Source organism: Mucilaginibacter conchicola, assembly GCF_003432115.1.
Lineage (GTDB): Bacteria > Bacteroidota > Bacteroidia > Sphingobacteriales > Sphingobacteriaceae > Mucilaginibacter > Mucilaginibacter conchicola.
Map to the genome: position 1 here is coordinate 126,749 of NZ_QWDC01000004.1, position 22,240 is coordinate 148,988.

The 22,240-nt window shown below is 44.2% G+C and carries 19 protein-coding genes; 14 read left to right on the top strand and 5 right to left on the bottom strand.

Translation table 11 applies throughout. The features are described from left to right. The first annotated feature begins 126 nt into the window (after positions 1–126). The 4 genes from D0C36_RS21275 to D0C36_RS21285 all read left to right on the top strand — a co-directional run bounded on the left by D0C36_RS21275 (position 127) and on the right by D0C36_RS21285 (position 5,242). The gene (locus tag D0C36_RS21275) at positions 127–2,934 is read left to right on the top strand and encodes a 2-oxoglutarate dehydrogenase E1 component (RefSeq protein ID WP_117393743.1); all 2,808 of its coding nucleotides are present in this window, start codon (positions 127–129) and stop codon (positions 2,932–2,934) included. Positions 2,935–3,050: 116 nt separating this feature from the next. Next, a complete protein-coding gene (gene odhB / locus D0C36_RS21280; protein ID WP_117393744.1) occupies positions 3,051–4,631 on the top strand; it encodes a 2-oxoglutarate dehydrogenase complex dihydrolipoyllysine-residue succinyltransferase in 1,581 nt (526 codons plus the stop codon). Positions 4,632–4,710: 79 nt separating this feature from the next. Continuing rightward, positions 4,711–4,884 (top strand): hypothetical protein, encoded by a 174-nt coding sequence (locus tag D0C36_RS24615; protein ID WP_158557175.1) that lies wholly within the window; start codon positions 4,711–4,713, stop codon positions 4,882–4,884. Then, on the top strand, positions 4,871–5,242 hold the full coding sequence (locus D0C36_RS21285) for a type II toxin-antitoxin system VapC family toxin (RefSeq protein WP_117393745.1): 372 nt from the start codon (positions 4,871–4,873) through the stop codon (positions 5,240–5,242). Before D0C36_RS24615 ends, D0C36_RS21285 begins: the two co-directional genes overlap by 14 nt. A gap of 183 nt (positions 5,243–5,425) precedes the next feature. Here D0C36_RS21285 and D0C36_RS21290 read toward each other — a convergent pair whose 3' ends face one another. Beyond that, positions 5,426–5,884: a DinB family protein gene (locus D0C36_RS21290; RefSeq protein ID WP_117393746.1), complete on the bottom strand. Its 459-nt coding sequence runs from the start codon at positions 5,882–5,884 to the stop codon at positions 5,426–5,428. 90 nt (positions 5,885–5,974) lie between these two features. On the opposite strand from D0C36_RS21290, the gene D0C36_RS21295 reads away from it, so the two are divergent. The 8 genes from D0C36_RS21295 to D0C36_RS21330 all read left to right on the top strand — a co-directional run bounded on the left by D0C36_RS21295 (position 5,975) and on the right by D0C36_RS21330 (position 16,251). Continuing rightward, positions 5,975–7,687: a glycosyltransferase family 39 protein gene (locus D0C36_RS21295; RefSeq protein WP_117393747.1), complete on the top strand. Its 1,713-nt coding sequence runs from the start codon at positions 5,975–5,977 to the stop codon at positions 7,685–7,687. Between the two features lie 10 nt (positions 7,688–7,697). Beyond that, positions 7,698–8,720 (top strand): hypothetical protein, encoded by a 1,023-nt coding sequence (locus D0C36_RS21300; RefSeq protein WP_117393748.1) that lies wholly within the window; start codon positions 7,698–7,700, stop codon positions 8,718–8,720. Between the two features lie 189 nt (positions 8,721–8,909). Next, complete coding sequence (locus D0C36_RS21305; RefSeq protein WP_117393749.1) at positions 8,910–9,626, top strand: DUF2490 domain-containing protein; 717 nt, start codon at positions 8,910–8,912, stop codon at positions 9,624–9,626. 3 nt (positions 9,627–9,629) lie between these two features. Further along, complete coding sequence (locus D0C36_RS21310) at positions 9,630–10,550, top strand: DUF58 domain-containing protein (RefSeq protein WP_117393750.1); 921 nt, start codon at positions 9,630–9,632, stop codon at positions 10,548–10,550. Between the two features lie 259 nt (positions 10,551–10,809). Continuing rightward, positions 10,810–12,279: a glycoside hydrolase family 130 protein gene (locus D0C36_RS21315; RefSeq protein WP_117393751.1), complete on the top strand. Its 1,470-nt coding sequence runs from the start codon at positions 10,810–10,812 to the stop codon at positions 12,277–12,279. Between the two features lie 36 nt (positions 12,280–12,315). Then, a complete protein-coding gene (gene lpxK, locus D0C36_RS21320) occupies positions 12,316–13,347 on the top strand; it encodes a tetraacyldisaccharide 4'-kinase (protein WP_117393752.1) in 1,032 nt (343 codons plus the stop codon). Further along, on the top strand, positions 13,331–14,146 hold the full coding sequence (locus tag D0C36_RS21325; protein WP_117393753.1) for a purine-nucleoside phosphorylase: 816 nt from the start codon (positions 13,331–13,333) through the stop codon (positions 14,144–14,146). The genes lpxK and D0C36_RS21325 overlap by 17 nt, the downstream gene beginning before the upstream one ends. Then, entirely contained in the window at positions 14,146–16,251 is a 2,106-nt protein-coding gene (locus tag D0C36_RS21330) for a putative porin (protein WP_117393754.1), read from the top strand. Before D0C36_RS21325 ends, D0C36_RS21330 begins: the two co-directional genes overlap by 1 nt. Before the next feature lie 183 nt (positions 16,252–16,434). On the opposite strand, the gene D0C36_RS21335 is transcribed toward D0C36_RS21330, so the two are convergent. Next, on the bottom strand, positions 16,435–17,697 hold the full coding sequence (locus tag D0C36_RS21335; protein WP_117393755.1) for an asparagine synthetase B: 1,263 nt from the start codon (positions 17,695–17,697) through the stop codon (positions 16,435–16,437). A gap of 434 nt (positions 17,698–18,131) precedes the next feature. Here D0C36_RS21335 and D0C36_RS21340 point away from each other — a divergent pair, with 434 nt between their 5' ends. After that, complete coding sequence (locus tag D0C36_RS21340; RefSeq protein WP_117393756.1) at positions 18,132–18,569, top strand: peptidylprolyl isomerase; 438 nt, start codon at positions 18,132–18,134, stop codon at positions 18,567–18,569. 83 nt (positions 18,570–18,652) lie between these two features. After that, complete coding sequence (locus D0C36_RS21345) at positions 18,653–19,156, top strand: DUF5606 family protein (protein WP_117393757.1); 504 nt, start codon at positions 18,653–18,655, stop codon at positions 19,154–19,156. Positions 19,157–19,407: 251 nt separating this feature from the next. Here D0C36_RS21345 and eno read toward each other — a convergent pair whose 3' ends face one another. The 3 genes from eno to D0C36_RS21365 form a co-directional block, all read right to left on the bottom strand. Then, complete coding sequence (gene eno / locus D0C36_RS21350; protein WP_117393758.1) at positions 19,408–20,709, bottom strand: phosphopyruvate hydratase; 1,302 nt, start codon at positions 20,707–20,709, stop codon at positions 19,408–19,410. A gap of 107 nt (positions 20,710–20,816) precedes the next feature. Further along, positions 20,817–21,554 carry a DUF2490 domain-containing protein gene (locus tag D0C36_RS21355; RefSeq protein WP_117393759.1) on the bottom strand — a complete coding sequence of 246 codons (738 nt, stop codon included), beginning with the start codon at positions 21,552–21,554 and terminating at the stop codon, positions 20,817–20,819. A 465-nt stretch (positions 21,555–22,019) separates the two neighbouring features. Continuing rightward, positions 22,020–22,232, bottom strand: a complete 213-nt coding sequence (locus D0C36_RS21365; RefSeq protein WP_117393761.1) for a hypervirulence associated TUDOR domain-containing protein — start codon at positions 22,230–22,232, stop codon at positions 22,020–22,022. Positions 22,233–22,240: the final 8 nt, after the last annotated feature.

Sequence of the window (22,240 nt, forward strand, 5' to 3'; positions counted from 1 at the left end):
TGCTCATCTAAACCTTTAAATATTTCTTTTATCAAACCACAGTTATTACAAAAAGTTATAACATATAAATATGGCATATTGTACTATTATGCTTAGTTTTGCAACGTCTTACAACATAGCTATCTCATGGATCGCCTAAATTATATAAACAGCGGTAACGCTGACCACATCAACTCATTATACGAAGCCTACAAACAAGACCCTGAATCAGTAGACTACAGCTGGCAAAAATTCTTTGAAGGATTTCAATTTGGCCAGGATAATGCCCCTGCTGCAGGTGTTGCCGGAGCCGAAACCCCGGAGCATTTCCAGAAAGAAATTAATGTATTGAACATGATAAATGGCTACCGTTCACGCGGCCATTTATTCTCTAAAACCAACCCTGTACGCGAGCGCCGCAAGTACTTTCCGGGTAAGGAACTTGAAACTTTTGGTTTAAGCGATGCCGACCTGGATACCGTATTTAATGCCGGTGTTGAAGTTGGCTTAGGCCCTGCCAAACTGCGCGATATCCGCGAACTGCTTGAGCAAACCTATTGCCAGGCTATTGGTGCAGAATATACTTACATCCGTAATCCTATAAAACTGAAATGGTTTGAGGACAGGATGGAGAAAAAACGCAACACACCTTCTTTCTCTCAGGATGAGAAAAAAGCAATGCTTTCAAAACTGAATGAAGCGGTTGTGTTCGAGAACTTTTTGGGTACCAAATTCCTGGGCCAGAAACGTTTCTCATTAGAAGGTGCCGAGGCACTGATCCCTGCAATGGATTCAGTTGTTAAAAAAGGCTCAGAGTTGGGTATCGAAGAATTTATCATCGGTATGGCTCACCGTGGCCGTTTAAACGTGCTAACCAACATCATGGAGAAAACCTATAAAGAGGTATTCTCTGAGTTTGAAGGTAAAAACTACGATTCATCACAATCTTTCGGTGGCGACGTGAAGTACCACTTAGGTTACTCAACCGATGTGGAGACCAAGGATGGTAAAAAGGTTCACTTAAGCCTTTGCCCTAACCCATCGCACCTTGAAGCGGTTGATCCTGTAGTAGAAGGTATCACCCGTTCAAAAATTGACTTTAAATACAAAGGTGATCACTCTAAGATAGCCCCTATACTGATACATGGTGACGCCTCAGTTGCCGGACAAGGCATTGTTTACGAGGTGTTGCAAATGGAGAAACTGGATGGCTACAGCACAGGCGGTACTATTCACCTGGTGATCAATAACCAGATAGGTTTCACCACCAACTACAAAGATGCCCGCTCAAGTACTTACTGTACTGATGTGGCTAAAACTGTATTATCGCCGGTGTTCCACGTAAACGGTGATGATGTTGAGGCATTAGCCTATGTAGTTAACCTGGCAATGGAATATCGCCAAGTGTTTAATGAGGATGTGTTTATCGATATTCTTTGTTACCGCCGTTATGGCCACAACGAGGCAGATGAGCCAAAATTCACTCAGCCGGTATTGTACAAGGCGATTGATGCACACCCTAACCCGCTGCAGATCTACAGCAAAAAATTAGTTGCCGAAAAATCTGTTGATGAGGCCTATGTGAAAAATCTGGAGAAAACCTTCCGCGCCGAGCTGCAGCAAATGCTGGATGAGGCTAAAGCGGCAGACAGGTTTACCGATACCATTCCGATGTTTGAAGGCGCATGGAAAGGCTTACACCTGGCTAACCACAGCGAGTTTATCAGCACGCCTGATACATCGGTAAGCGAACAGGTTATCTCAGAAATTGGTAACGCGTTAACTACGCTGCCAAAAGATAAAGTGTTCTTCAAGAAAATTGAGAAATTGTTTGAAGACCGCCAGAACATGGTGAACAAAACCAAAGTGTTTGACTGGGCAATGGGCGAGCAATTGGCCTACGGTACCTTGTTAAAAGAAGGTTTCCCGGTAAGGCTAAGCGGTGAGGACGTTAAACGCGGCACCTTCTCGCACCGCCACGCGGTATTAACTCTGGCCGATTCTGAAGAAGAGTACACCCCGCTGGAGACCATCAACAATAAAGCTAAGCTGAGCATCTACAACTCATTATTATCTGAGTATGGTGTGCTTGGTTTTGAATATGGTTACGCTTTGGCTAACCCTAATGCATTAACCATTTGGGAAGCACAGTTTGGTGACTTCTTTAACGGTGCACAGATCATTATTGACCAGTACATTGCCAGTGCCGAAACAAAATGGCAGCGTGGTAACGGTTTGGTAATGTTGTTGCCGCACGGTTACGAAGGCCAGGGCCCCGAGCACTCATCAGCACGTGTTGAGCGTTTCTTAGAGCTTTGTGCCGATGATAACATCCAGGTAGCCAACTGTACTACACCTGCAAACTTCTTCCATATTTTAAGAAGGCAGATGCACCGCAGTTTCCGCAAGCCGTTGATCATCTTTACACCAAAGAGCTTGCTGCGCAGCCCTAACTGTATGTCGCCGCTTGATGAGTTTACCGGCGGTAAATTCCACGAGTTGATTGACGATAACTACGTTGATCCTAAAAAAGTAAAACGCGTACTGCTTTGTACCGGTAAAGTATATTACGACCTGTTAGAGAAACAACAGACCGACAAACGTAAGGATGTTGCCATTGTTCGTGTTGAGCAATTGTACCCTACACCGGTTCAGCAGATCTTAAAGGTGAAATCTAAATACGAGAAAGCCGAAGAGTTTATCTGGGTGCAGGAAGAACCTGAGAACATGGGTGCATGGCCGTACATCTGCCGTAAGTTCCATGATGATAAATATTTGAACCTGCGTGTTATCTCTCGTTTAGAGGGTAGCAGTACCGCAACCGGTTTTGCTAAACAACATGCTGCACAACAGGCGCACATAGTATCAAAAGCATTTGAAGCACCTGCAGGCAAAAAGGTTAAAGAAAAAATCGAAAAAACAACCGAGAAAATGGCTAACGCCGGAGCGGATTGATTCTAAGTCAAAAGTTAAAAGTAAAAAGTCAAAAGTAACGCTTAGGACTTTTTACTGACTTCAGACTAAAGACCCAAAACTCCAGACTTAACAAAACAACTACTATCCATAACAATATGAGTTTAGAAATAAAAGTTCCGCCGGTAGGCGAATCCATTACCGAAGTAACCCTGGCATCCTGGAAAAAGAAGGATGGCGACCATGTAGAAATGGACGAGGTGATAGCCGAACTGGAATCAGACAAAGCAACGTTTGAGCTTACTGCTGAAAAAGCAGGAACTTTAAAAACTGCAGCTGCCGAAGGTGATACTTTAGCTATCGGCGCTGTTGTAGCAACTATCGAAGAGGGTGGCGCTGCTGCAAGTGCACCTGCTGCATCTGCATCAGCTGATGCAGCTCCGGCTAAAGCCGAAAGCCCTGAGAACCCTGCCAACGCCCCTGCACCTGCTCCGCAGGCTGGCGGCGAATCTATCGAGATAAAAGTTCCGCCGGTTGGTGAATCTATCACCGAGGTTACTTTATCACGCTGGATCAAAAAAGATGGCGAAGCCGTTGAGATGGACGAAGCCATTGCCGAGCTGGAATCAGATAAAGCAACTTTTGAATTGACTGCCGAAAAAGCAGGTACTTTAAAAACTTTAGCTAACGAAGGCGATACTTTAGCCATTGGTGCTGTAGTTTGCAAAATTGAAGGCGCCGTTGCGGGTTCTGCTCCGGCACCTGTAACGCCTGCCGTTGCAGATAAAGTGAACGAGTCGCCGCAGGATGCTCCGTCAAAAGGTACTACTTATGCATCGGGCACACCATCGCCTGCTGCTGCAAAAATATTGGCAGAAAAAGGTGTTGATCCTGCTTCTGTAAATGGTTCTGGTGTTGATGGCCGTATCACTAAAGGTGATGCACTTGGCGCACAAGCTGGAAGTCCGAAGCCTCAGGCAGAAAGTCAAAAGCCTGCTGCTTCTGCTCCTGCAACTGCTGCCCCACAAGCACAAGGCGCACGTACAGATCGCCGTGAAAAAATGTCTTCGCTGCGTAAAACCGTAGCTAAGCGTTTGGTTGCCGTTAAAAATGAGACCGCGATGTTAACCACCTTTAACGAGGTTGATATGTCGCCGATCATGGAACTGCGCGGTAAATACAAAGATAAATTTAAAGAGAAACACGGCGTTGGCTTAGGCTTTATGTCGTTCTTCACCAAAGCAGTTACCGAGGCACTGAAAGAATGGCCTGCTGTAAATGCCCGTATAGAAGGTGAAGAAATTGTTTACAGCAACTTCGCTGACGTGTCTATCGCGGTATCGGCTCCTAAAGGTTTGGTTGTTCCGGTTATACGCAATGCTGATAGCTTAAGCCTTGCCGAAATTGAGAAAGCCATTGTTGTTTTAGCAGGTAAAGCCCGCGAAAACAAACTGACCATCGACGAAATGACCGGCGGTACATTTACTATTACTAACGGTGGTGTATTTGGTTCAATGATGTCAACACCTATCATCAATGCGCCACAATCGGCTATCCTGGGTATGCACAACATTGTTGAGCGCCCTGTAGCAGTGAACGGCCAGGTGGTAATTCGCCCGATGATGTACCTGGCGTTATCTTACGATCACCGCATCATCGATGGCCGCGAATCGGTAAGCTTCCTGGTACGTGTCAAACAACTGCTTGAAGACCCTGCAAGATTATTATTAGGCGTTTAATTAGCCTTTTTAATAGAATAAGAAAAGCCCCCGAATTTCGGGGGCTTTTTTGTTTAATGCTTATTAGGTATATTTGAATATGGGCAAAGTAATAGAAATAGATAAGAACACTACCCGTAGCCAACTGGATAAGGAGTTGGATAAACTTTCTACAAAGAAAGAACCTATTGATCTTAAAAAATACTTTGGTAAGGTAAAGTTTGGTGAGGACGGATTGGCGTATCAATTAAGGACACGCGATGAGTGGAGATAGTATTGTTATTGATACCTCATTAATAATTAACCTGTTTAATGGAGTTGATGAAGTCCATCAACTTATTGATGGCCGCAATCTTTTCGTCTCTATCATCTCCGAAATTGAAGTATTAAGTTTTCCCGGACTGTCTATAACCGACAACGATTTACTGAGAGATTTTTTATCTAAGTGCCATATTGTAGATATTGAGCCGGCGATCAAAGAGTTAACCATCAAACTTAGATCTCAAACAAAAATCAAATTACCCGATGCGGTGATTGCGGCAACAGCGATCTACTACGACTTGCCTTTGTTTACTATGGATAAAGGATTTAAAAGAGTTGCTGATTTGCAGGCAGTGATTTTAGCAGTATAGATTTACACTTGTCATGCTGAACGAGAGCGAATGACAAAAAAGTTGTCATTTCGAACGAGCCGGCTGCGAGGAGAAATCCCGTTATTGTGAAATTCAGTACTTACAGAGTAACAAGATTTCTCGTCGCCCCAACGTGCGATGCCTACGCTCTGCTCACTCGAAATGACATGATTTGTTTGTCCCTTACACCAACTTCCTCATCGCCATAATATAACCAATGTGCAAACCTTCGTGGAAAGGCAAAAAGGCAAGGGCATCGTCAATGGTACTCATTGAGAAGCCGTAACGGGTGGTCCAGGTGGTGTAATTGCCGAAGATGCCGGCTTTATAATCTTCACCAAGCTGATCAAGGCTGGTCATAAAAAGGGTTTTTATCAATTCGTATTCCTGCTCATCGGCTGGGCCTTCGGGTTTACTTTCAGATTTGTATCGGTTAAAGAAAGCTTCATCAACCCTGGTATCCAGCCCGGCGCGTTTGTAGCAAACGCCTTGCTGAGCGGCAACCATGTGGCCAAGGTTCCAGATAATGTTATTGTTGAAACCTGCGGGGATGGTGTTCAGCTGATCTAAAGTAAATTCTTCTAACGTTTTTAAGATGGTTATGCGTGGCTTACGCATAATTTCTAATTGTGTTTCAAGCATAGTGGGTTATGTTTTTCTGTTATCAAATGTAAAATAATCTGCATGATAAGCTGTGTGTTGCTTGCCGCATTTATTTTACATTTGTAGCCGATGGAAAACACTGCAACGGCAAAACAAAGTAACAGGGCTATAGGCTTATTTATTTTGTGCTGGACGGTGTTCAATATCATCCAGTCGGCCACGCTGGAGCTGCACGCCGATGAAGCTTACTACTGGATCTACTCCCGCTTTTTAGCCTGGGGATATTTTGACCACCCACCAATGGTGGCGCTGTTCATCAAAGCAGGATACGCCCTATTCCAGGATGAGTTCGGTGTACGTTTATTAACCATTTGTTGCAGCAGTATAGCCATTTATACCCTTTGGCTCATTGTAAAGCAATATGGCGTTAAGCCCAAATGGTTCATGCTCATCGCCTCGGGGATGTTCATTTTTAACATTTACGGCTTTACTACCACGCCCGATGTGCCGCTGTTTTTGTTCACCGTGCTGTTTTTTTACGTTTACAAAAAATATCTTGAGGACGATAATATAAAGGTGACGCTTCTGCTGGCGCTCATCATCGCCTGCTTGTTATACAGTAAATATCATGCAGTACTGGTTATCGGTTTTACCATCATCTCTAACCCGGCATTGCTCAAACGCAAAAGCTTTTGGTTAATGGCGATTGTGGCCACGGTGTTGTTTATCCCGCATATTTTATGGCAGGTAAATAATGGCTATCCAACAATTAATTATCACTTGTTTGATAGGTCTGAAGCCGGTTACAGAATCGACCAAACTTTGAGCTATATCCCGGCCCAGTTTGCCATGGGCGGGCCTTTTATTGGCTGGTTTGTTTTTTATGCAGCATTCCGCAAACGCGCTACTGATACTTTTAAACGCGGGTTATTGGTTAATGCTGCCGGTACGTTCATCTTCTTTCTGCTAAACAGCCTCAAAGGTATTGTAGAACCGCACTGGACTTTAATAGCGTTTGTACCTCTTGTAATACTGGCCCTGATATCTATTACAGAAGTGGGCAGGCCCTACGTATGGCTGCAACGCCTGGCGGTTGCTAACGTAGTTTTCATTTTTGCGCTGAGAGTGAGTCTCATCTTTGGCCCGGTATGGCTTATGAAAGTAGAGCAGTTTAAAAGCTATTATGGTTTTAAGGAGTGGGCACAACAGGTTAAGCAAAAGGTAGGCAACCATTACCTCATCATGAGCGAGGGTTTTCAGAATCCCGCTAAGTACGATTTTTACAACAATACCACCACCGGCTTAAGTTACGATGCGCGCGATTATCGCCGTACGCAGTTTAGCCTTTGGCCTATTGAGGATAGTCTGCAGCATAAGCGCATTTATCTGCTGCTCAACTGGAACAACCCTGCCGTAACACAGGATACCATACAAGACCGCGCCGGCTTATGGTACGGCGGCTGGGTAGATGATGTGCGCACTTATCAAAAAGTACCTATAAGTGTTGATGTTAAAGAGATGAAAGTGGCACCGGGGCAAAAATTACAATTTGACTTAACGATAACTAACCCATATCCTTTCGATATTAATTTTGCCAACCTTGGCGCAAAGCATGCCGTTTACCTGGAAACCTGCTTTTTTATACACACCACACCGGTTGATATACAAAAGGCAGATGACAGTTTTAACCGTATAAGTTTACAAAAAGGCCAAAGCACACATTATAAAATTACGGCCATTGCACCGCAAAAGAAAGGTAAGTACGATCTGTTTTTCTCGCTGCGTACCGAGCCGTTTACAGGTAGCCGTAACAGCCGCTTTATTAAATTAACCGTTGAATAAAATACTCTCGATGATAAAAAAATTACACGTCCTTTTCCTGTTTCTGATCCTATCTGCAGGTGCGGCCAAAGCCCAGAATGTTGATTTCCATTTAAACGGTTTCGGCTTTTTTGATAACCGCGAGTATAAGGAGTTTCCTGAACGTTCGCGCACTTACTCAGGTATCCGTACCACACTTGATGTAGGCTTTAACCTGGATAGCAATAACCACTTTATTGCAGGCGCCAACATGCTGCACGAGTTTGGTGGCAGGCCATTTTTTGTAAAAGTTAACCCGGTGATCTACTACAGCTTTACTAACAAGAACTGGCTGTTCAATATCGGCGCTTTCTCGCGCGAGGGTTTACTTACCGATTACCCACGTGCCATGCTCAACGATACCTTGAGATATTACCGCCCCAATGTAGAAGGTATGGCCGCGCGTTTTAAGAACGAGCACGTTACCGAAACCATCTGGATAGACTGGGTGAGCCGCCAAACTGCTACCGACCGCGAACAGTTCCTGTTCGGTTTCTCGGGTAAATATCAACCATGGAAAAAAGGACCGCTTTATTTGGCACACTATGCTTTTATGCTGCATGATGCCGGGACCGCTACGCCAGACCCTAATGATCATATACAAGATAACGGCGCCATACAAGTAAAATTGGGTGCTAACTTCAGCCACAAAACCTTTCTGGATTCATTAAACGTTGAGGCAGGTGGCATGATGTCGTTAGAGCGTATCCGCGGAGTGGATGGTTTTCAGAAGCCTACGGGCTTTGTTGCCAGTGCGTATTTAAGTTATTGGAGAGTTGCCCTGTATGATGAGTTCTACAAAGGCGATGGCCACCATATTGATTATGGCGATGCTTATTACCGTTTTAAAACCTATAACCGTTTAGATTTTATTATTACCCCGTTCAGCGCCAAAGGGTTAAAGGGACAGTTCGTTTTTAGTCTGCACAACTCGCCGGGCTTCAGCAGCAACCAGGAAGCCTTCAGGTTGGTGTATGATATCGGCAGGAAGAATTTGGTGAGGTTTAAGGATTAGACACACACCAATAATGTCATTTCGAACGAGCGACAGCGAGGAGAAATCTTCTGCATCGTAAGTATCGCCTGTAGAAGATTTCTCCTCGTACCTCGTTCGAAATGACAAGTTGTATATCACAATAAGATTTATCCCCGATCCCCGTTCATTTGACGGGGATTTTCTATTTTAGTACTCCAACAATAACCTATGAAAAAGCTACTCAAGATACTCCTGCTCATCATCCTGCTATCGCCGGTAAAGCTGTTTGCGCAGGAGAACCGTTTCTCCGGCTGGGGCGCATGGTTCCATACCCAGCGTTTCGGGAAGCATTGGGGCTTGTCGTTTGATGGGCAGGTGCGCTCTGCAGATGAATTTAATTATGTGCAGAACATCCTGCTGAGGCCATCAGTGAATTATTATTTTGACGGGAATAAGATGGGGGCATTGGGCTATGCCTACGTAACCGCCAATGGCCGCGATGCTGCGGGCAACAAAACCTTTCGCCCGGAGAGCCGCACTTGGGAGCAGCTGATCATCAACACAAAGATCGGCAAAACATCAACCCTGCAGCATAGGCTTAGGTTAGAGCAGCGCTACCTGGGTAATACCACCAATAAGAACGACCATTACTTTGCCCAGCGTTTCCGCTATTTTGCACGTGCCATTGTGCCCTTGGGTAACGATTCAACAACATTCACCAAAGGCCCCTTCCTTGGTTTACAAAACGAGGTGTTTGTAAACGTACAGAACAAAGACAAAGTGAACAAACACTTCTTTGACCAGAACCGTGCTTACGTGGCCGTAGGTTATCGCCTGCACAAAAAGATGGACCTTGAAGTAGGCTATATGAACCAATACATTAAACAAGCCGAAGCTTATGTGTTCAACCACATTGTGCAGGCGGTGGTTTATACGAGATTTTAACGCATGCCTCAACTCAGTAACGATCAGCATATACGCCAGTTGGCCAACCTGGAGCTGCTTGCCCGGCAGGTGGTTGAGGGCTTTATAACCGGCCTGCACCAAAGTCCGTTTCATGGGTTTTCGGTGGAGTTTGCCGAGCATCGTTTGTACAATAATGGTGAATCGGTAAAAAATATCGACTGGAAATTATTGGCCCGTACAGATAAATTGTTTGTTAAACAGTTTGAAGAAGAGACCAATCTGCGCTGTTACCTGCTGCTGGATACTTCATCATCCATGAACTTTCCTGAGAAAGGGGAGAGCAAGCTGCAGTTTTCTATTTATGCCATTGCTTCGCTTATTTATCTTTTCAAAAAGCAGCGGGATGCATTTGGGCTTTGTCTGTTTTCTGATCAAATGGATTGGATAAGTGCCGCCCGCTCCACATCGCAACACCTGTTTTATTTGTATGCCGAGCTGGAGAGAGCTTTTGACGAGCCTAAGCAAAATACACCAACTAACATCAGCCAAACGCTGCATTATATAGCCAATGAGATCCACCAGCGCTCAATGGTGATCATCTTCAGCGACATGCTGGAGAATAGCATGAGCGAGCAAAAAACACAAGCTCTTTTCGCCGCTATCCAGCACCTGCGCTACCGCAAGCATGAGATATTGATATTTAATGTCGTAGATAAACAGCACGAACTCGATTTCAACTTTGATAACCGCCCGCACCATTTTGTAGATATGGAAACCGGTAACGAAATGCGCGTGCACCCCAACCAGATCCGCGATAATTACCGCGCAGCTTTACATCAGTATCGCCATCAGCTCGAACTTAAATGCGCCCAATACGGCGTGGAGTTAATTGATGCTGATATTTCGCAAGGGTATAACCATATTTTAAAGAGTTATCTGGTGAAGAGGAACAGGATGGTGTAGAAGCCTCTCCCCAACCCCCTCTCCGAAGGAAAGGGAAAAAGAAAATAAAAACGCCCTGTCATTTCGAACGAGCGATAGCGAGGAGAAATCTTCTGCAAGCGATACTTACACCGTAGAAGATTTCTCCTCGTACCTCGTTCGAAATGACAAAGTTTCTGCGATATCCATAGCGCTCAACCCACTATTTTCAACCTTTCTCAAAATGTTCAAATCAATTTTAAAAAGCGTGTGTTATTGATAAAACGCACTTTTTATACGTATGAGACTTTCCGTAGAACGCAAACCCATAAGAGTTAATCCCGATCCGAAGCGTGTAATAGCCAGATTTTTTTTCAATGGAAACAGCAGGGCTAAGGAAGTCATCGAGCGGGTGATGAGCATTAGCGAGGATACAGCCTTTGGTATCATATCGCCTTTATTGCAGGAATACTCTAAGCGTCACCGCAATATTACCCGCGTGCTAAACCGCCATTGTAGCAAGTTAAAGCCGCTTTTTATAGAGTTAGGGATAGATTTTGATACGCTATCGGTTTACCGCAAACTGTTATTGGGATCGTATTTTACACACGAGTATTCGATAGAGTCGGCTGCGTTCTTTAACCCATCTGTTATTGAAGATCCCGACCAAACCGAATTGGAAGACGGACAAAAACGCCTCATCATCAGTTTCAGAGCAGTGGGCGAGGGGCACATCTCCTCTATCACTTTCCGCCGTGCATTGGTAGATAAAGAGAACCGAATAACCGTTTTGCCTGCCGGCGATTATATAGACGAAGCCGAAATTGTGCGTAATGCGGTCTATAACAAGAAACTTTTTTTCGAAAAGGCTGCTATCACCCAGATCAACATCAACGTACTGAACGAGCTGGAATCGAAACTCGATCACCACTTTGAATATGCTAACCTGCGCCGTATTATTATGGATTCGCAGAAACTGCAGGAAGATGATATTATGCGCCTGGAGTATGATAAAGTGCTTTGGCTGGCCGATTCGTACTACGAGATCGTATTCTCTATGGATACCGATATATCAGACAGGGTGATCTTCCCCATCTCAGAATATGAGCGTAAAGGTATTGAGGATGCCCGTTTCGTTAAATTCTTTAACGAAGATGGTACATCGCTTTACTACGCCACCTACACGGCTTACGATGGCTCGCTGATCATGCCAAAGTTGTTGCAAACTAACGATTTCTACAACTTTAAGATAATGCCGCTTTATGGTGCCGGCGCACAAAACAAAAATCTGGCACTGTTCCCGCGCAAGATAAACGGCCGCTACGCCATGATATCGCGTATTGATGGCTGCAACAACTATATCATGTACTCGGATAAAATAAACATCTGGGAAAAGCCTGATCTGTTGCAGAAGCCCGCCTTTACCTGGGAGTTTGTACAGATAGGTAACTGTGGTTCGCCGATAGAGACCAAAGATGGTTGGATTGTAATAACCCACGGTGTTGGCCCTATGCGCCGCTATGTATTGGGTGCAAGTTTGCTAAAACTTGATGACCCTGCGGTAGAGATAGGTCGGTTGAAAGAACCTTTATTGGTACCAAACAGTGATGAACGTGAAGGCTATGTGCCCAACGTGTTGTACTCTTGTGGCTCTATCATCCATAATAATAAACTCATCATCCCTTACGGTATCTCAGATTCATCAACCTCATTTGCCGAGGTTGACCTGGATGAACTGCTTACACGCTTAAAAGAGGATGGCGTAGCTTAATCAAATCAGCGCGGTAATAAGTATCTTTACCACCTTATGCAATACCTGCGCTGGTTTTTACTGCCTTTTTCACTCATCTACGGTTTGGTTGTGGTTATTCGCAACTGGTTGTATGATGCAGGTTTTTTTAAAAGCCATGCGTTTGATATACCGGTCATCTGCATTGGTAACCTTGAGATAGGCGGTGCCGGCAAAAGCCCCATGACAGAGCATATTGTTGGTTTGTTAAAAGATGAGCACAAAGTAGCCACGCTCAGTCGCGGTTACGGGCGCGAAACCAAAGGTTTTCTGCTTGCTGCTACCACTTCTACGGCCACCCAGATCGGCGATGAGCCATCGCAGTTCAAACATAAATTTCGGGATGTTACCGTTGCTGTTTGCGAGGACAGAGTAGTAGGTATTGAGCAGCTTAAGGCAAACCATGATGTAATTGTAATGGATGATGCTTTTCAGCACCGGGCGGTAAAGCCGGGCTTAAGTGTTTTATTATTCGATTATAAAAACTTACAGAAACCGCAAATTATACTGCCGGCCGGTAACTTGCGCGAATCGTTTAGTGGCCGCTGGCGTGCAGATATCATTGTAGTAACTAAATGCCCTGCAGGTATAAATGAGAACGATATGACAAGCTGTTATAACAAGCTGACGCCCTTAAGCTCGCAGCCATTGTTTTTTAGTTCCATAGCCTATAAACCATTACAAACCCTGGACGGAGCATCTGCTGATATTTCTGTAGATGCAGATACCACGGTGTTCCTGCTTACGGGCATTGCCAACCCTGTGCCGCTGGTTAATTACATCGGCCAAAGTAATGCGCGTGTAATACATCATAAATATCCCGATCATCATCAGTTTACCACAAAAAATATAGTTAAACTTGCTGATGAATTTAAAGCCTGTGCATCACAAAAAAAGATCATCATCACAACAGAAAAAGATGCGCAGCGTTTAGGCATACATGAGCTTGCCGGGCTGCCAGTTTATGTGCAGCCTATAGGCGTCGGTTTTTTGAACGATGCCAAGCCCGTGTTTGATAAATTGATACAAAATTATGTTAGAGAGCATTAACCACACCGCACAATATATTAAAAGCCGCATAGGCGATTTTGAACCTGAAGTTGGTATTATCCTGGGCACTGGTCTGGGCGGGCTTGTTACCGAAATTGAAGTTGAAAAACAGCTGATGTATTCCAATATCCCCGATTTTCCTATCTCAACTCTTGAGTTTCACTCCGGGAAATTGATATTTGGTACACTGGGGGGTAAAAAGGTGGTGGCCATGCAAGGCCGCCTGCACTACTACGAAGGCTACAACATGCAGCAGATCACCTTCCCGGTACGTGTGATGAAAATGCTTGGTATAAAAACGCTGTTTGTATCAAACGCCAGCGGTGCGCTTAATCCCGATTTCAGAAAAGGCGACCTGATGGTAATTGAAGATCACATTAACCTGCAGCCCATGAACCCGTTGATAGGCCGTAATGATAGTGATCTTGGCCCGCGTTTCCCGGATATGAGCGAGCCATATAAGTATGATCTGATAAATAAAGGGCTTTCTATCGCCAAGGCAAACAATATTACCTGCCATAAAGGAGTTTATGTTGCGGTTACAGGCCCTAACCTTGAAACCCGTGCCGAATACAAATACCTGCGCATTATTGGTGGCGATGCCGTTGGCATGAGCACCGTGCCCGAGGTAATTGTTGCCAACCACATGGGTTTACCGGTTTTTGCTATCTCTGTATTAACTGATGAGGGTTTTCCTGAACAGTTGAAACCGGTATCGGTAGAAGAGATACTGGCAGTAGCGACAGCGGCTGAACCAAAACTGACATTGATTTTAAAAGAACTTATTGCGGGGCTTTAATGGCGAATAAGCTTAAATACTTTCTTGTTTTATTGATATGCGCTGCTACGCAGGGGGCGTTTGCGCAAATTAGCAACCCGCGTTTCCCGGGGCAGGGTACAAATCAGCCCGTATACACACGGGATACGCTAAAGACACGCCCGCGCTCAAACGCTTCGGACAACCTCGATTCGTTGCGCAAGCGCGAGGAGAATAAACACGACTCTGTTGAATTTAACTCTAAATACATAAAGGTAACCAGCGAGCGTTTACTGGCCGATAGTATTCAGTTGTTTCCGTTGGATACAGGTTTGGTGAATTTTGAAAATTATAGTCCGCTTAACCAGCCGCGCAACCCTAAAATAAGTCTGGGTTACCCCGGCACGGCCGCCCGCGACCTGCTCTTCAATCCCCGTAAAACCATCGGTTTTGACGAGGGCTTGCACGGGCTGGATGCCTATGCAGTAAACCCGCAGGATATTAATTATTTTAATGCAAGGGCACCGTATACCTTACTATCTTTATACAGTACCATAGGTGGCACCAAAGAGCAGATATTTAAAACGCTGCACACGCAAAATATTAAACCGAACTGGAACATTGGGTTCATACTCAACTTTAACGGCTCTAAAGGATATTATGCTACCAACAACGTTATCTCACAAAATGTAAGCGATCTTACTGCCGGTTTATTTACCTGGTACCATAGTAAAAACAAGCGTTACAATTTGCTTGCTAACCTGTTGATGAATAATTTGAAGGCGCCGGAAACAGGGTCGATATTAAAGGATACGATATTTAACAGCCCTAACTCATCGTTTGATAAAACCGGCGAACCTGTGCGCATGCCGGGGAGTTACAGCAACATGAAAAACACCGGCCTGTATGTGAAGCAGTTTTACTACATAGGGCATATTGATAGTGCAAATAAAGGTAAAGCAGGTACAGCCAACGTGTTGCCAACCCAAAGGATAGGTTATACGTTTTATGCCAACCAGCGTAAATTTAACTACCTGCAAAATGGTTTAGACCAATACGGTGCCTTCCCTGATTATTATTTTACTGCAGCCCGCTCGCGCGATTCGCTGAACGTATTTCACCTGCAAAATGATTTCTCGTACAGTTTTTATCTGCGTGGTAAATCGCAAAAAGCTACAAAGAACGAGCTGAAGCTTGACCTTGGCTTAACCCAGGATTTTTATAAAGTAAGCCAGTTTGTTGCCGATACTATACTCAATACATCGGGCCGTAAAGAGATAAAGCCGGTTAGGAAACAGGATGAAACTTTCCAGAATATAACACTTAAAGGTAAGCTGGGCTACCGTTTTAGCGATCGGATTTATCTTGAGGGCGATATACAGCAAATTGTACAGGGCCGCAACTTTGGCGACTTTTTATACGATGCCAAATTAACGCTTGCCGGCAACCGCAAGGCAGGCCGTATTGTGATGGGGGCATACCAGCAAAGCAGTTCTCCAAGTATGGTGTATACCAACTGGATCTCAAACCACTTTATTTTTAATAATGACTTTGCCAACCAGAAGGTCACCAATCTATCATTCAATTACGTAAATGATGCGCTCGAGCTTGATGTTAAGGCAGAGTATTTCTTGTTGAACGATTACCTGTACTTTGAATCGCAACCCAACGGTATTGATGCTACACCAAAGCAATACGGCTCGGCAGTAAACATGCTGAAGATAAGTGTGGGCAAAAACCTGCACTGGCGCAAGCTTAATTTTGATAACTACGTGGTTTACCAGAAAACGGATAATCCCGGCCTGTTGCGTACCCCCGAAGTTTATACTTTTAGTAGCTTATACTACAAAGCGCAGGTATTTACGCTTAATTCGCAGTTTGGGGTAAACGTTCGATATAATACGCCTTACCTGGCACCATCTTATGCACTTAGCATCGGTCAGTTTTACAATGGGCCAAACGTTACCTTTACCTCGTACCCGGTAGCCAGTGTATTCTTTAAGGCTACCTTAGAGCGTACCAACATTTTTATCCAGTATGATTACATTAACCAGGGATTATTCAGCAACGGTTTTTACCAGGTAAACCGCTATCCGCAGTTAGACAGGATATTGAAATTTGGCGTAGCATGGACGTTTTATAATTAAGAGCGACGCCCCCTAACCCCCTGAAGGGGGAATAGAATTTGATTAGCAGCTTTTTTATTTAATATTGAACATTGAATGCTGAATTACGAATTTTGAAGGAAAAACACTTCATTATTCAAAATTCCACATTCAGTGTTTGACATTCTCTTTTATCCTGCTCCCCCTTTAGGGGGCTGGGGGGCATCACGTTTTCTGTTTCTTCTTCTTCGCCGCCGGGAATAACACATTGTTCAGTATCAAACGGTAACCTGCAGAGTTTGGGTGCAGCTTAAGATCGGTAGGTGGGTCGCCAACGGCGTGCTGGTAATCTTCAGGGTCGTGGCCGCCATAAAAGGTCCATTGGCCCTTGCCGTATTCGCCGTGGATATAGCGGGCCTCGTTGCCGGTCTTCATCTCGCCCATAATAGTAATACCCGGTTTTAATTTGCTTTTATTGTAGGCCGTAGTAAGACCCATAAAGCCTTTTATCACCTTGTCATGGTCTTGCGTAAGCATGCTGGGCACCACATCCCACTTGGCCGAAAAATCAAACAGGGTAAAGAAATCGCGCGTGCGGTCAACCTGTCGGGTAGGGGTCACATCCACATTCGCAAACTGGTGCGACATCGGGTTTTCATCCAGCGTAAAGTTCTGAAAAGCGAAGGTCTGCGTAAAATCAAGTTTTTGCTGAGCGTTAGGGTCAGCGGGGTCTCCATCAAACATAGCCTCGCAAATATCGGTGTTTGCTGCCGATAGGGCAATATCGAAAGTATCGGTAGCACTGCACATGGCAAACAGAAAGCCGCCGCCCGCGCAGAAATCGCGGATGTGCTGCACTACAGCCAGCTTCATTTGTGAAACCTTTTTAAAGCCGAGTTTAGTCGCCATGGCGTTCTGCGCCTTTACATCATCATTATACCATTGCGTATATTTATAAACGCCGTAAAACTTGCTGAATTGCCCGGTGAAATCCTCGTGGTGCATGTGCAGCCAGTCGTATTTGGCCAGGTCGCCGCGGATAACTTCTTCATCGTACACCACATCATAAGGGATCTCGGCATATTTGAGTACCAGGGTAACAGCATCATCCCAGGGCAGCTTGTTCTTAGGCGAATACACGGCCATTTTGGGCGCTTTCTCCAGTTTAACGATATCCATGTTAACGGAAGGGTCGCTTACTTCTGTGGCTATCTCATTGGCCTTAGCATCGGCGATCACCTCGTAGCTTACCCCGCGAATTTTACATTCATCCTCAAGTGCTTTGGCATATTTCATCATAAAGCTTCCGCCCCGGTAATTGAGCAGCCAGTCAACCGTCTCACCGTTCTTCAACGTCCAGAAGGCAATGCCGTAAGATTTAAGATGATCTTTCTGCTGATCGTCCATAGGGATGAGGATAGACGATGCCCTTGCCATTAAAGGTAAAAGGTAAAAGGCGAAAGCAAAAAGGTGTTTCTTGATTAGCATGTTGATGTGCTAATGTAACGATTAATTGGATAGGGTATTATGCAGAATTAGCTTGAAACATGATTTGTGGGATTTGAGGATTAACATTAAGTGCTTGTCAGTCTGAGCTTGTCGAAGACCTCTTTGAGCAATGAGTGGTTCGACAGGCTCACCATGACACTTTGGTTTTATCCTCGCAATGACGTGATGATGAGAATGCGTTAGGGATGGAAACAGATACCGGCCATCGTGCATAAAGCCTGCAGGCGTATGAGTATACAGCCCGACCGAAGGGAACGCCCGGATCTTAAATATCGAACACTGAATGTTGAATATAAAATGATGAAGTACATATTTATTCTCCGCAACTAATCGTTGATCAAAACCTTTAACCTTTCGCCTTTTACCTTTAACCTCAAATCATTACCTTTGCCACCTGTTAAAATTTAAAAACCATGAGCAAAGCAATAATTAAAACCGAAAAAGGTGACATGACCGTTGAGTTCTTCGACAAAGATGCGCCAAATACCGTAGCTAACTTTTTAGGTTTGGCTAAATCGGGTTTTTACGATAATGTAACCTTTCACCGTGTTATCCCTAACTTCGTGATCCAGGGTGGCGACCCAACCGGTACAGGTGCTGGTGGCTCTGGCAAACGTATTGACTGCGAATTGACCGGCGATAACCAATACCACGACCGTGGTGTACTTTCAATGGCACATGCTGGCCGTAACACCGGTAGCTCTCAGTTTTTTATCTGCCATAGCCGCGATAATACTGCACACCTTGACCGTAACCACACCGTGTTTGGTAAAGTAGTTGAGAACGTTGACGTTGTTGACGATATTCGCCAGGGCGATAAAATTTTAGGTATAGAGGTTATTGAGGGATAGTTAATTAGAGATCAGTTGATTGGAGATTAGTTATCACACGAAAACTACTCAATAAGTTAACTGATCAACCAACCATATAAAGAATGAATTTACACGGAATTGTGGCCGTTTCCGGCAAACCTGGTTTATGGAAAGCGCTTGCGCAAAACAAAACAGGTTATGTGCTTGAAAGCCTTGACGAGAAAAAAACAAAGCTAATAGCTAACGTAGCTACAGCTAAACTGGCTGCTTTAAGCGAGATAACCATTTTTGGTTTAGAGGACGATATCAGACTGGTTGACGTTTTCGAGAAAATGAAATCGGCAACTGTGCCTGCTACTAAAGAAGACGGCAAGAAATTGCGCACATTCTTTTTTGAGGTAGCACCAGATCATGATGAAGAGAAGGTTTATTCTTCTGATATCAAAAAGATCATTAACTGGTACCTTATTCTTAAAGACCTGCCATTATTCAACGAGGCTGACCCTGCTGAAGCACCGGCTGCTGAAGAAGCACCTGCTGCTCCTGTTGCAGAGCCTGTAGCTGAAGCAAAGGAAGAAGCTGCACCAAAAGCAAAAGCTAAAAAAGCACCTGCTAAAAAGGCATAATTTCGATAAGACTTTAAAGTATAAAGCCCCGATAGGTAACTATCGGGGCTTTTTTTGTGGCCTCAAACTACGTCATTGCGAGGAGCGACAGCGACGTGGCAATCCTCGACTTACAGAGTCGCTCTGTATATCGGGTATTCGGGTATTGCTACGCTCGCAATGACGTGATGGATAAACAATGACGCGTTTTTATTGGCACAAAAAAGCCCCGGACAAGTCCGAGGCTTCAATATCAAAAATCTGCTTACAGATTATTTTCTGTTTTTAACGTATTTGAAGTTTTTGCCGATGAAACGAGCGTTCTCAGCTAATTCTTCTTCGATACGTAGCAACTGGTTGTATTTAGCGATCCTGTCTGAACGTGATGCTGAACCGGTTTTGATCTGGCCACAGTTAAGTGCAACGGCAAGGTCGGCGATGGTAGCATCTTCAGTTTCGCCAGAGCGGTGACTCATTACTGAAGTGTAGCTATGAGTTTGTGCCAGGCTAACCGCGTTGATAGTTTCGGTTAATGAACCAATTTGGTTTACTTTAACCAGGATAGAGTTTGCAGTATCGGTATCAATGCCTTGTTGTAAACGTTTTACGTTGGTTACAAACAAATCGTCACCTACTAATTGTACTTTATCGCCAATTTTGTCGGTAAGGATCTTCCAGCCATCCCAATCGTCTTCTGCCATACCATCCTCAATAGAGATGATAGGGTATTTAGCAGCCAATTCAGCAAGGTAATCAGCTTGCTCGGCGCTGGTGCGGATAGCACCGTTAGGGCCTTCAAATTTAGTGTAATCGTATTTACCGTCTTTGTAGAACTCAGAGGCAGCACAGTCAAACGCCAGGAATATATCAACACCTGGTTTGTAACCTGCTTTTTCGATAGCTTGTAAAATGGTTTCAACACCATCTTCGGTACCAGAGAAGGTTGGCGCAAAACCACCTTCGTCGCCTACTGCAGTTGATAAACCACGGTCGTGAAGAATTTTCTTTAGGTTATGGAAAACCTCGGTACCCCAACGCAATGCTTCAGAGAATGAAGAAGCACCGGCCGGCATGATCATGAACTCCTGGAAAGCGATAGGCGCATCAGAGTGCGAACCACCGTTAACGATGTTCATCATCGGGATGGGTAACGTATTAGCGTTTACACCGCCAATGTAACGGTATAAAGGCTGGCGGCTTTCTTGTGCAGCAGCTTTAGCTACAGCTAATGAAACACCAAGAATGGCATTTGCACCTAGGTTACCTTTGTTTTCGGTACCATCTAATTTGATCATCAGGGCATCGATAGCGTTTTGTTCAAACACATCAACACCTCTTAATTCAGGAGCTATTTTCTCGTTTACATTTTCAACGGCTTTTAAAACGCCTTTGCCCATGTAAACAGCTTTATCGTTATCGCGAAGCTCAACAGCCTCATGAACACCTGTTGATGCACCTGATGGTACAGCAGCACGGCCAAGGGCACCGTTCTCGGTTAAAACATCTACCTCTATTGTAGGGTTACCGCGCGAATCCAGGATCTGACGCGCATGAACATCAATTATCAAGCTCATAGTGTATTATCGTATTTTGTTTTGAGTGTTTACTATACTAAGTTGGTGGGCTAAGTTAAGGGCAAAATAAAGAAATAGCAACCCAAATTTGTATTTGTAACAATTAATTAATCTGAAGTGGTTGGCAAATGCTCGCGTTCAACACTGTTTTTGCGGTTTATACGATACATCAGTGTAAGCATCATATTGTTTTTGGCGCTGCTGGTTTGGGTTGTATAATTGCGTTGGTTTATCCAACCTGCCTGCAATATCCATTTCTTATCAAATTGGTAGCCCAATGCTGCGGATACGCGGTTCCGCTCAAAATTAGGGGCTTTATTATTAAAGAAGATTTCATCAAAGATGGAGATAAACCATGTTTTAGCCACAATTTTAGTGTTGTTTAACGGCACAAACATGTTAAGGCGGTAGCGGAAACGGTTACGGTAATTGCCGTCTAACCAGCGCTGCTCTATCCGGTAGCGGTGTTCAAATTTTAATGGCGTAAGGAATTGGTTAATGGTCATCTGCTCCCAAACCCTGAACTCGTTGATAGTAGGGCCATCAGAAATATCCAGGTAATTATAGGTATGGTAGGTGCCGGTACCCAACAGGGCGATAAAATTCTTATCGATATCATAACTTACACCGGCTTTTGCCTCGTAATACTGAAACTGGCTGAAACCTGCGCCATTGGTACGCGCCTGAAACTCGGTGTAGCCACCCCAGCGATGGGCGCTATCGCCCGGCATTACCACGGTTACAATACCCCATGTACCTAATTTAGAATCCTGTGCGCTTGCATTAAACGAACACACTATTAAGGCAAGTAAAACGGTAGTAGCCTTAAGAAGATTTTTTAACATTATTTTAATAATTGATTAATACAAAAGTATTTCCTCAATGTTAGCTTGGTGTTAAATTAACAAGGCTTAATATTAAATTTATGTTAAGGAATGGATGATTTGTTTATAGGTTACAGGAATAGTAATACTGGATTATTTCAGTACTCATGTTAAATTTATAAGGTTTAAATACCTTTATGAATTATAAACAATATATGATCTTATTAGAAGCTGGCACCAATCTGTTACTCAGTGGAATCATCATATTAGGTCTGTTTACGCTGCTGATATTTGTGCCCGTTTGGTTACTCGACAGAAAGCTAAATCCTCAGGTAAAAGCCAGTGTAGGAAGATTATTATTTTTTTTCGTCATCTCAATTGTAATAGTGGCGTTTTTCATCTGGTTTATCCCTTTTATAACCGGCAGACCTCTGCTCGACCAGTTTTAAGATCATAAACGCAATTGTATCGCGCCACTGCAATAGCCTATTTCCCACCCTTCTTCAGTTCACTTTCAGATTTCAGCACCTTGCTGCCATCTTTTTGTTTGATGTCATAAGCAGGCTCATCCTTAGTAGCTTTTCGTTTTACGGTTGAGCCTTTGATGGTTTTGGTGGTGGTTGAGGTATGTTTCTTTTCAATTTTGCCTTCAGCTTCTGATGCCCCCCATTTCCAATGAACAGTATCTCCCTTTTTCATGGTTTTTG

Bases quoted from the DNA above. Each gene is read 5' to 3' on its own strand.
- D0C36_RS21340 (WP_117393756.1), top strand. From the start codon at position 18,132: ATGAGCAAAGCAATAATTAAAACCGAAAAAGGTGACATGACCGTTGAG.
- D0C36_RS21295 (WP_117393747.1), top strand. From the start codon at position 5,975: ATGGAAAACACTGCAACGGCAAAACAAAGTAACAGGGCTATAGGCTTA.
- D0C36_RS24615 (WP_158557175.1), top strand. From the start codon at position 4,711: ATGGGCAAAGTAATAGAAATAGATAAGAACACTACCCGTAGCCAACTG.
- eno (WP_117393758.1), bottom strand. From the start codon at position 20,709: ATGAGCTTGATAATTGATGTTCATGCGCGTCAGATCCTGGATTCGCGC.
- D0C36_RS21305 (WP_117393749.1), top strand. From the start codon at position 8,910: ATGAAAAAGCTACTCAAGATACTCCTGCTCATCATCCTGCTATCGCCG.
- odhB (WP_117393744.1), top strand. From the start codon at position 3,051: ATGAGTTTAGAAATAAAAGTTCCGCCGGTAGGCGAATCCATTACCGAA.
- D0C36_RS21285 (WP_117393745.1), top strand. From the start codon at position 4,871: ATGAGTGGAGATAGTATTGTTATTGATACCTCATTAATAATTAACCTG.
- D0C36_RS21310 (WP_117393750.1), top strand. From the start codon at position 9,630: ATGCCTCAACTCAGTAACGATCAGCATATACGCCAGTTGGCCAACCTG.
- lpxK (WP_117393752.1), top strand. From the start codon at position 12,316: ATGCAATACCTGCGCTGGTTTTTACTGCCTTTTTCACTCATCTACGGT.
- D0C36_RS21315 (WP_117393751.1), top strand. From the start codon at position 10,810: ATGAGACTTTCCGTAGAACGCAAACCCATAAGAGTTAATCCCGATCCG.
- D0C36_RS21365 (WP_117393761.1), bottom strand. From the start codon at position 22,232: ATGAAAAAGGGAGATACTGTTCATTGGAAATGGGGGGCATCAGAAGCT.
- D0C36_RS21300 (WP_117393748.1), top strand. From the start codon at position 7,698: ATGATAAAAAAATTACACGTCCTTTTCCTGTTTCTGATCCTATCTGCA.
- D0C36_RS21325 (WP_117393753.1), top strand. From the start codon at position 13,331: ATGTTAGAGAGCATTAACCACACCGCACAATATATTAAAAGCCGCATA.
- D0C36_RS21345 (WP_117393757.1), top strand. From the start codon at position 18,653: ATGAATTTACACGGAATTGTGGCCGTTTCCGGCAAACCTGGTTTATGG.
- D0C36_RS21335 (WP_117393755.1), bottom strand. From the start codon at position 17,697: ATGCTAATCAAGAAACACCTTTTTGCTTTCGCCTTTTACCTTTTACCT.
- D0C36_RS21330 (WP_117393754.1), top strand. From the start codon at position 14,146: ATGGCGAATAAGCTTAAATACTTTCTTGTTTTATTGATATGCGCTGCT.
- D0C36_RS21275 (WP_117393743.1), top strand. From the start codon at position 127: ATGGATCGCCTAAATTATATAAACAGCGGTAACGCTGACCACATCAAC.
- D0C36_RS21290 (WP_117393746.1), bottom strand. From the start codon at position 5,884: ATGCTTGAAACACAATTAGAAATTATGCGTAAGCCACGCATAACCATC.
- D0C36_RS21355 (WP_117393759.1), bottom strand. From the start codon at position 21,554: ATGTTAAAAAATCTTCTTAAGGCTACTACCGTTTTACTTGCCTTAATA.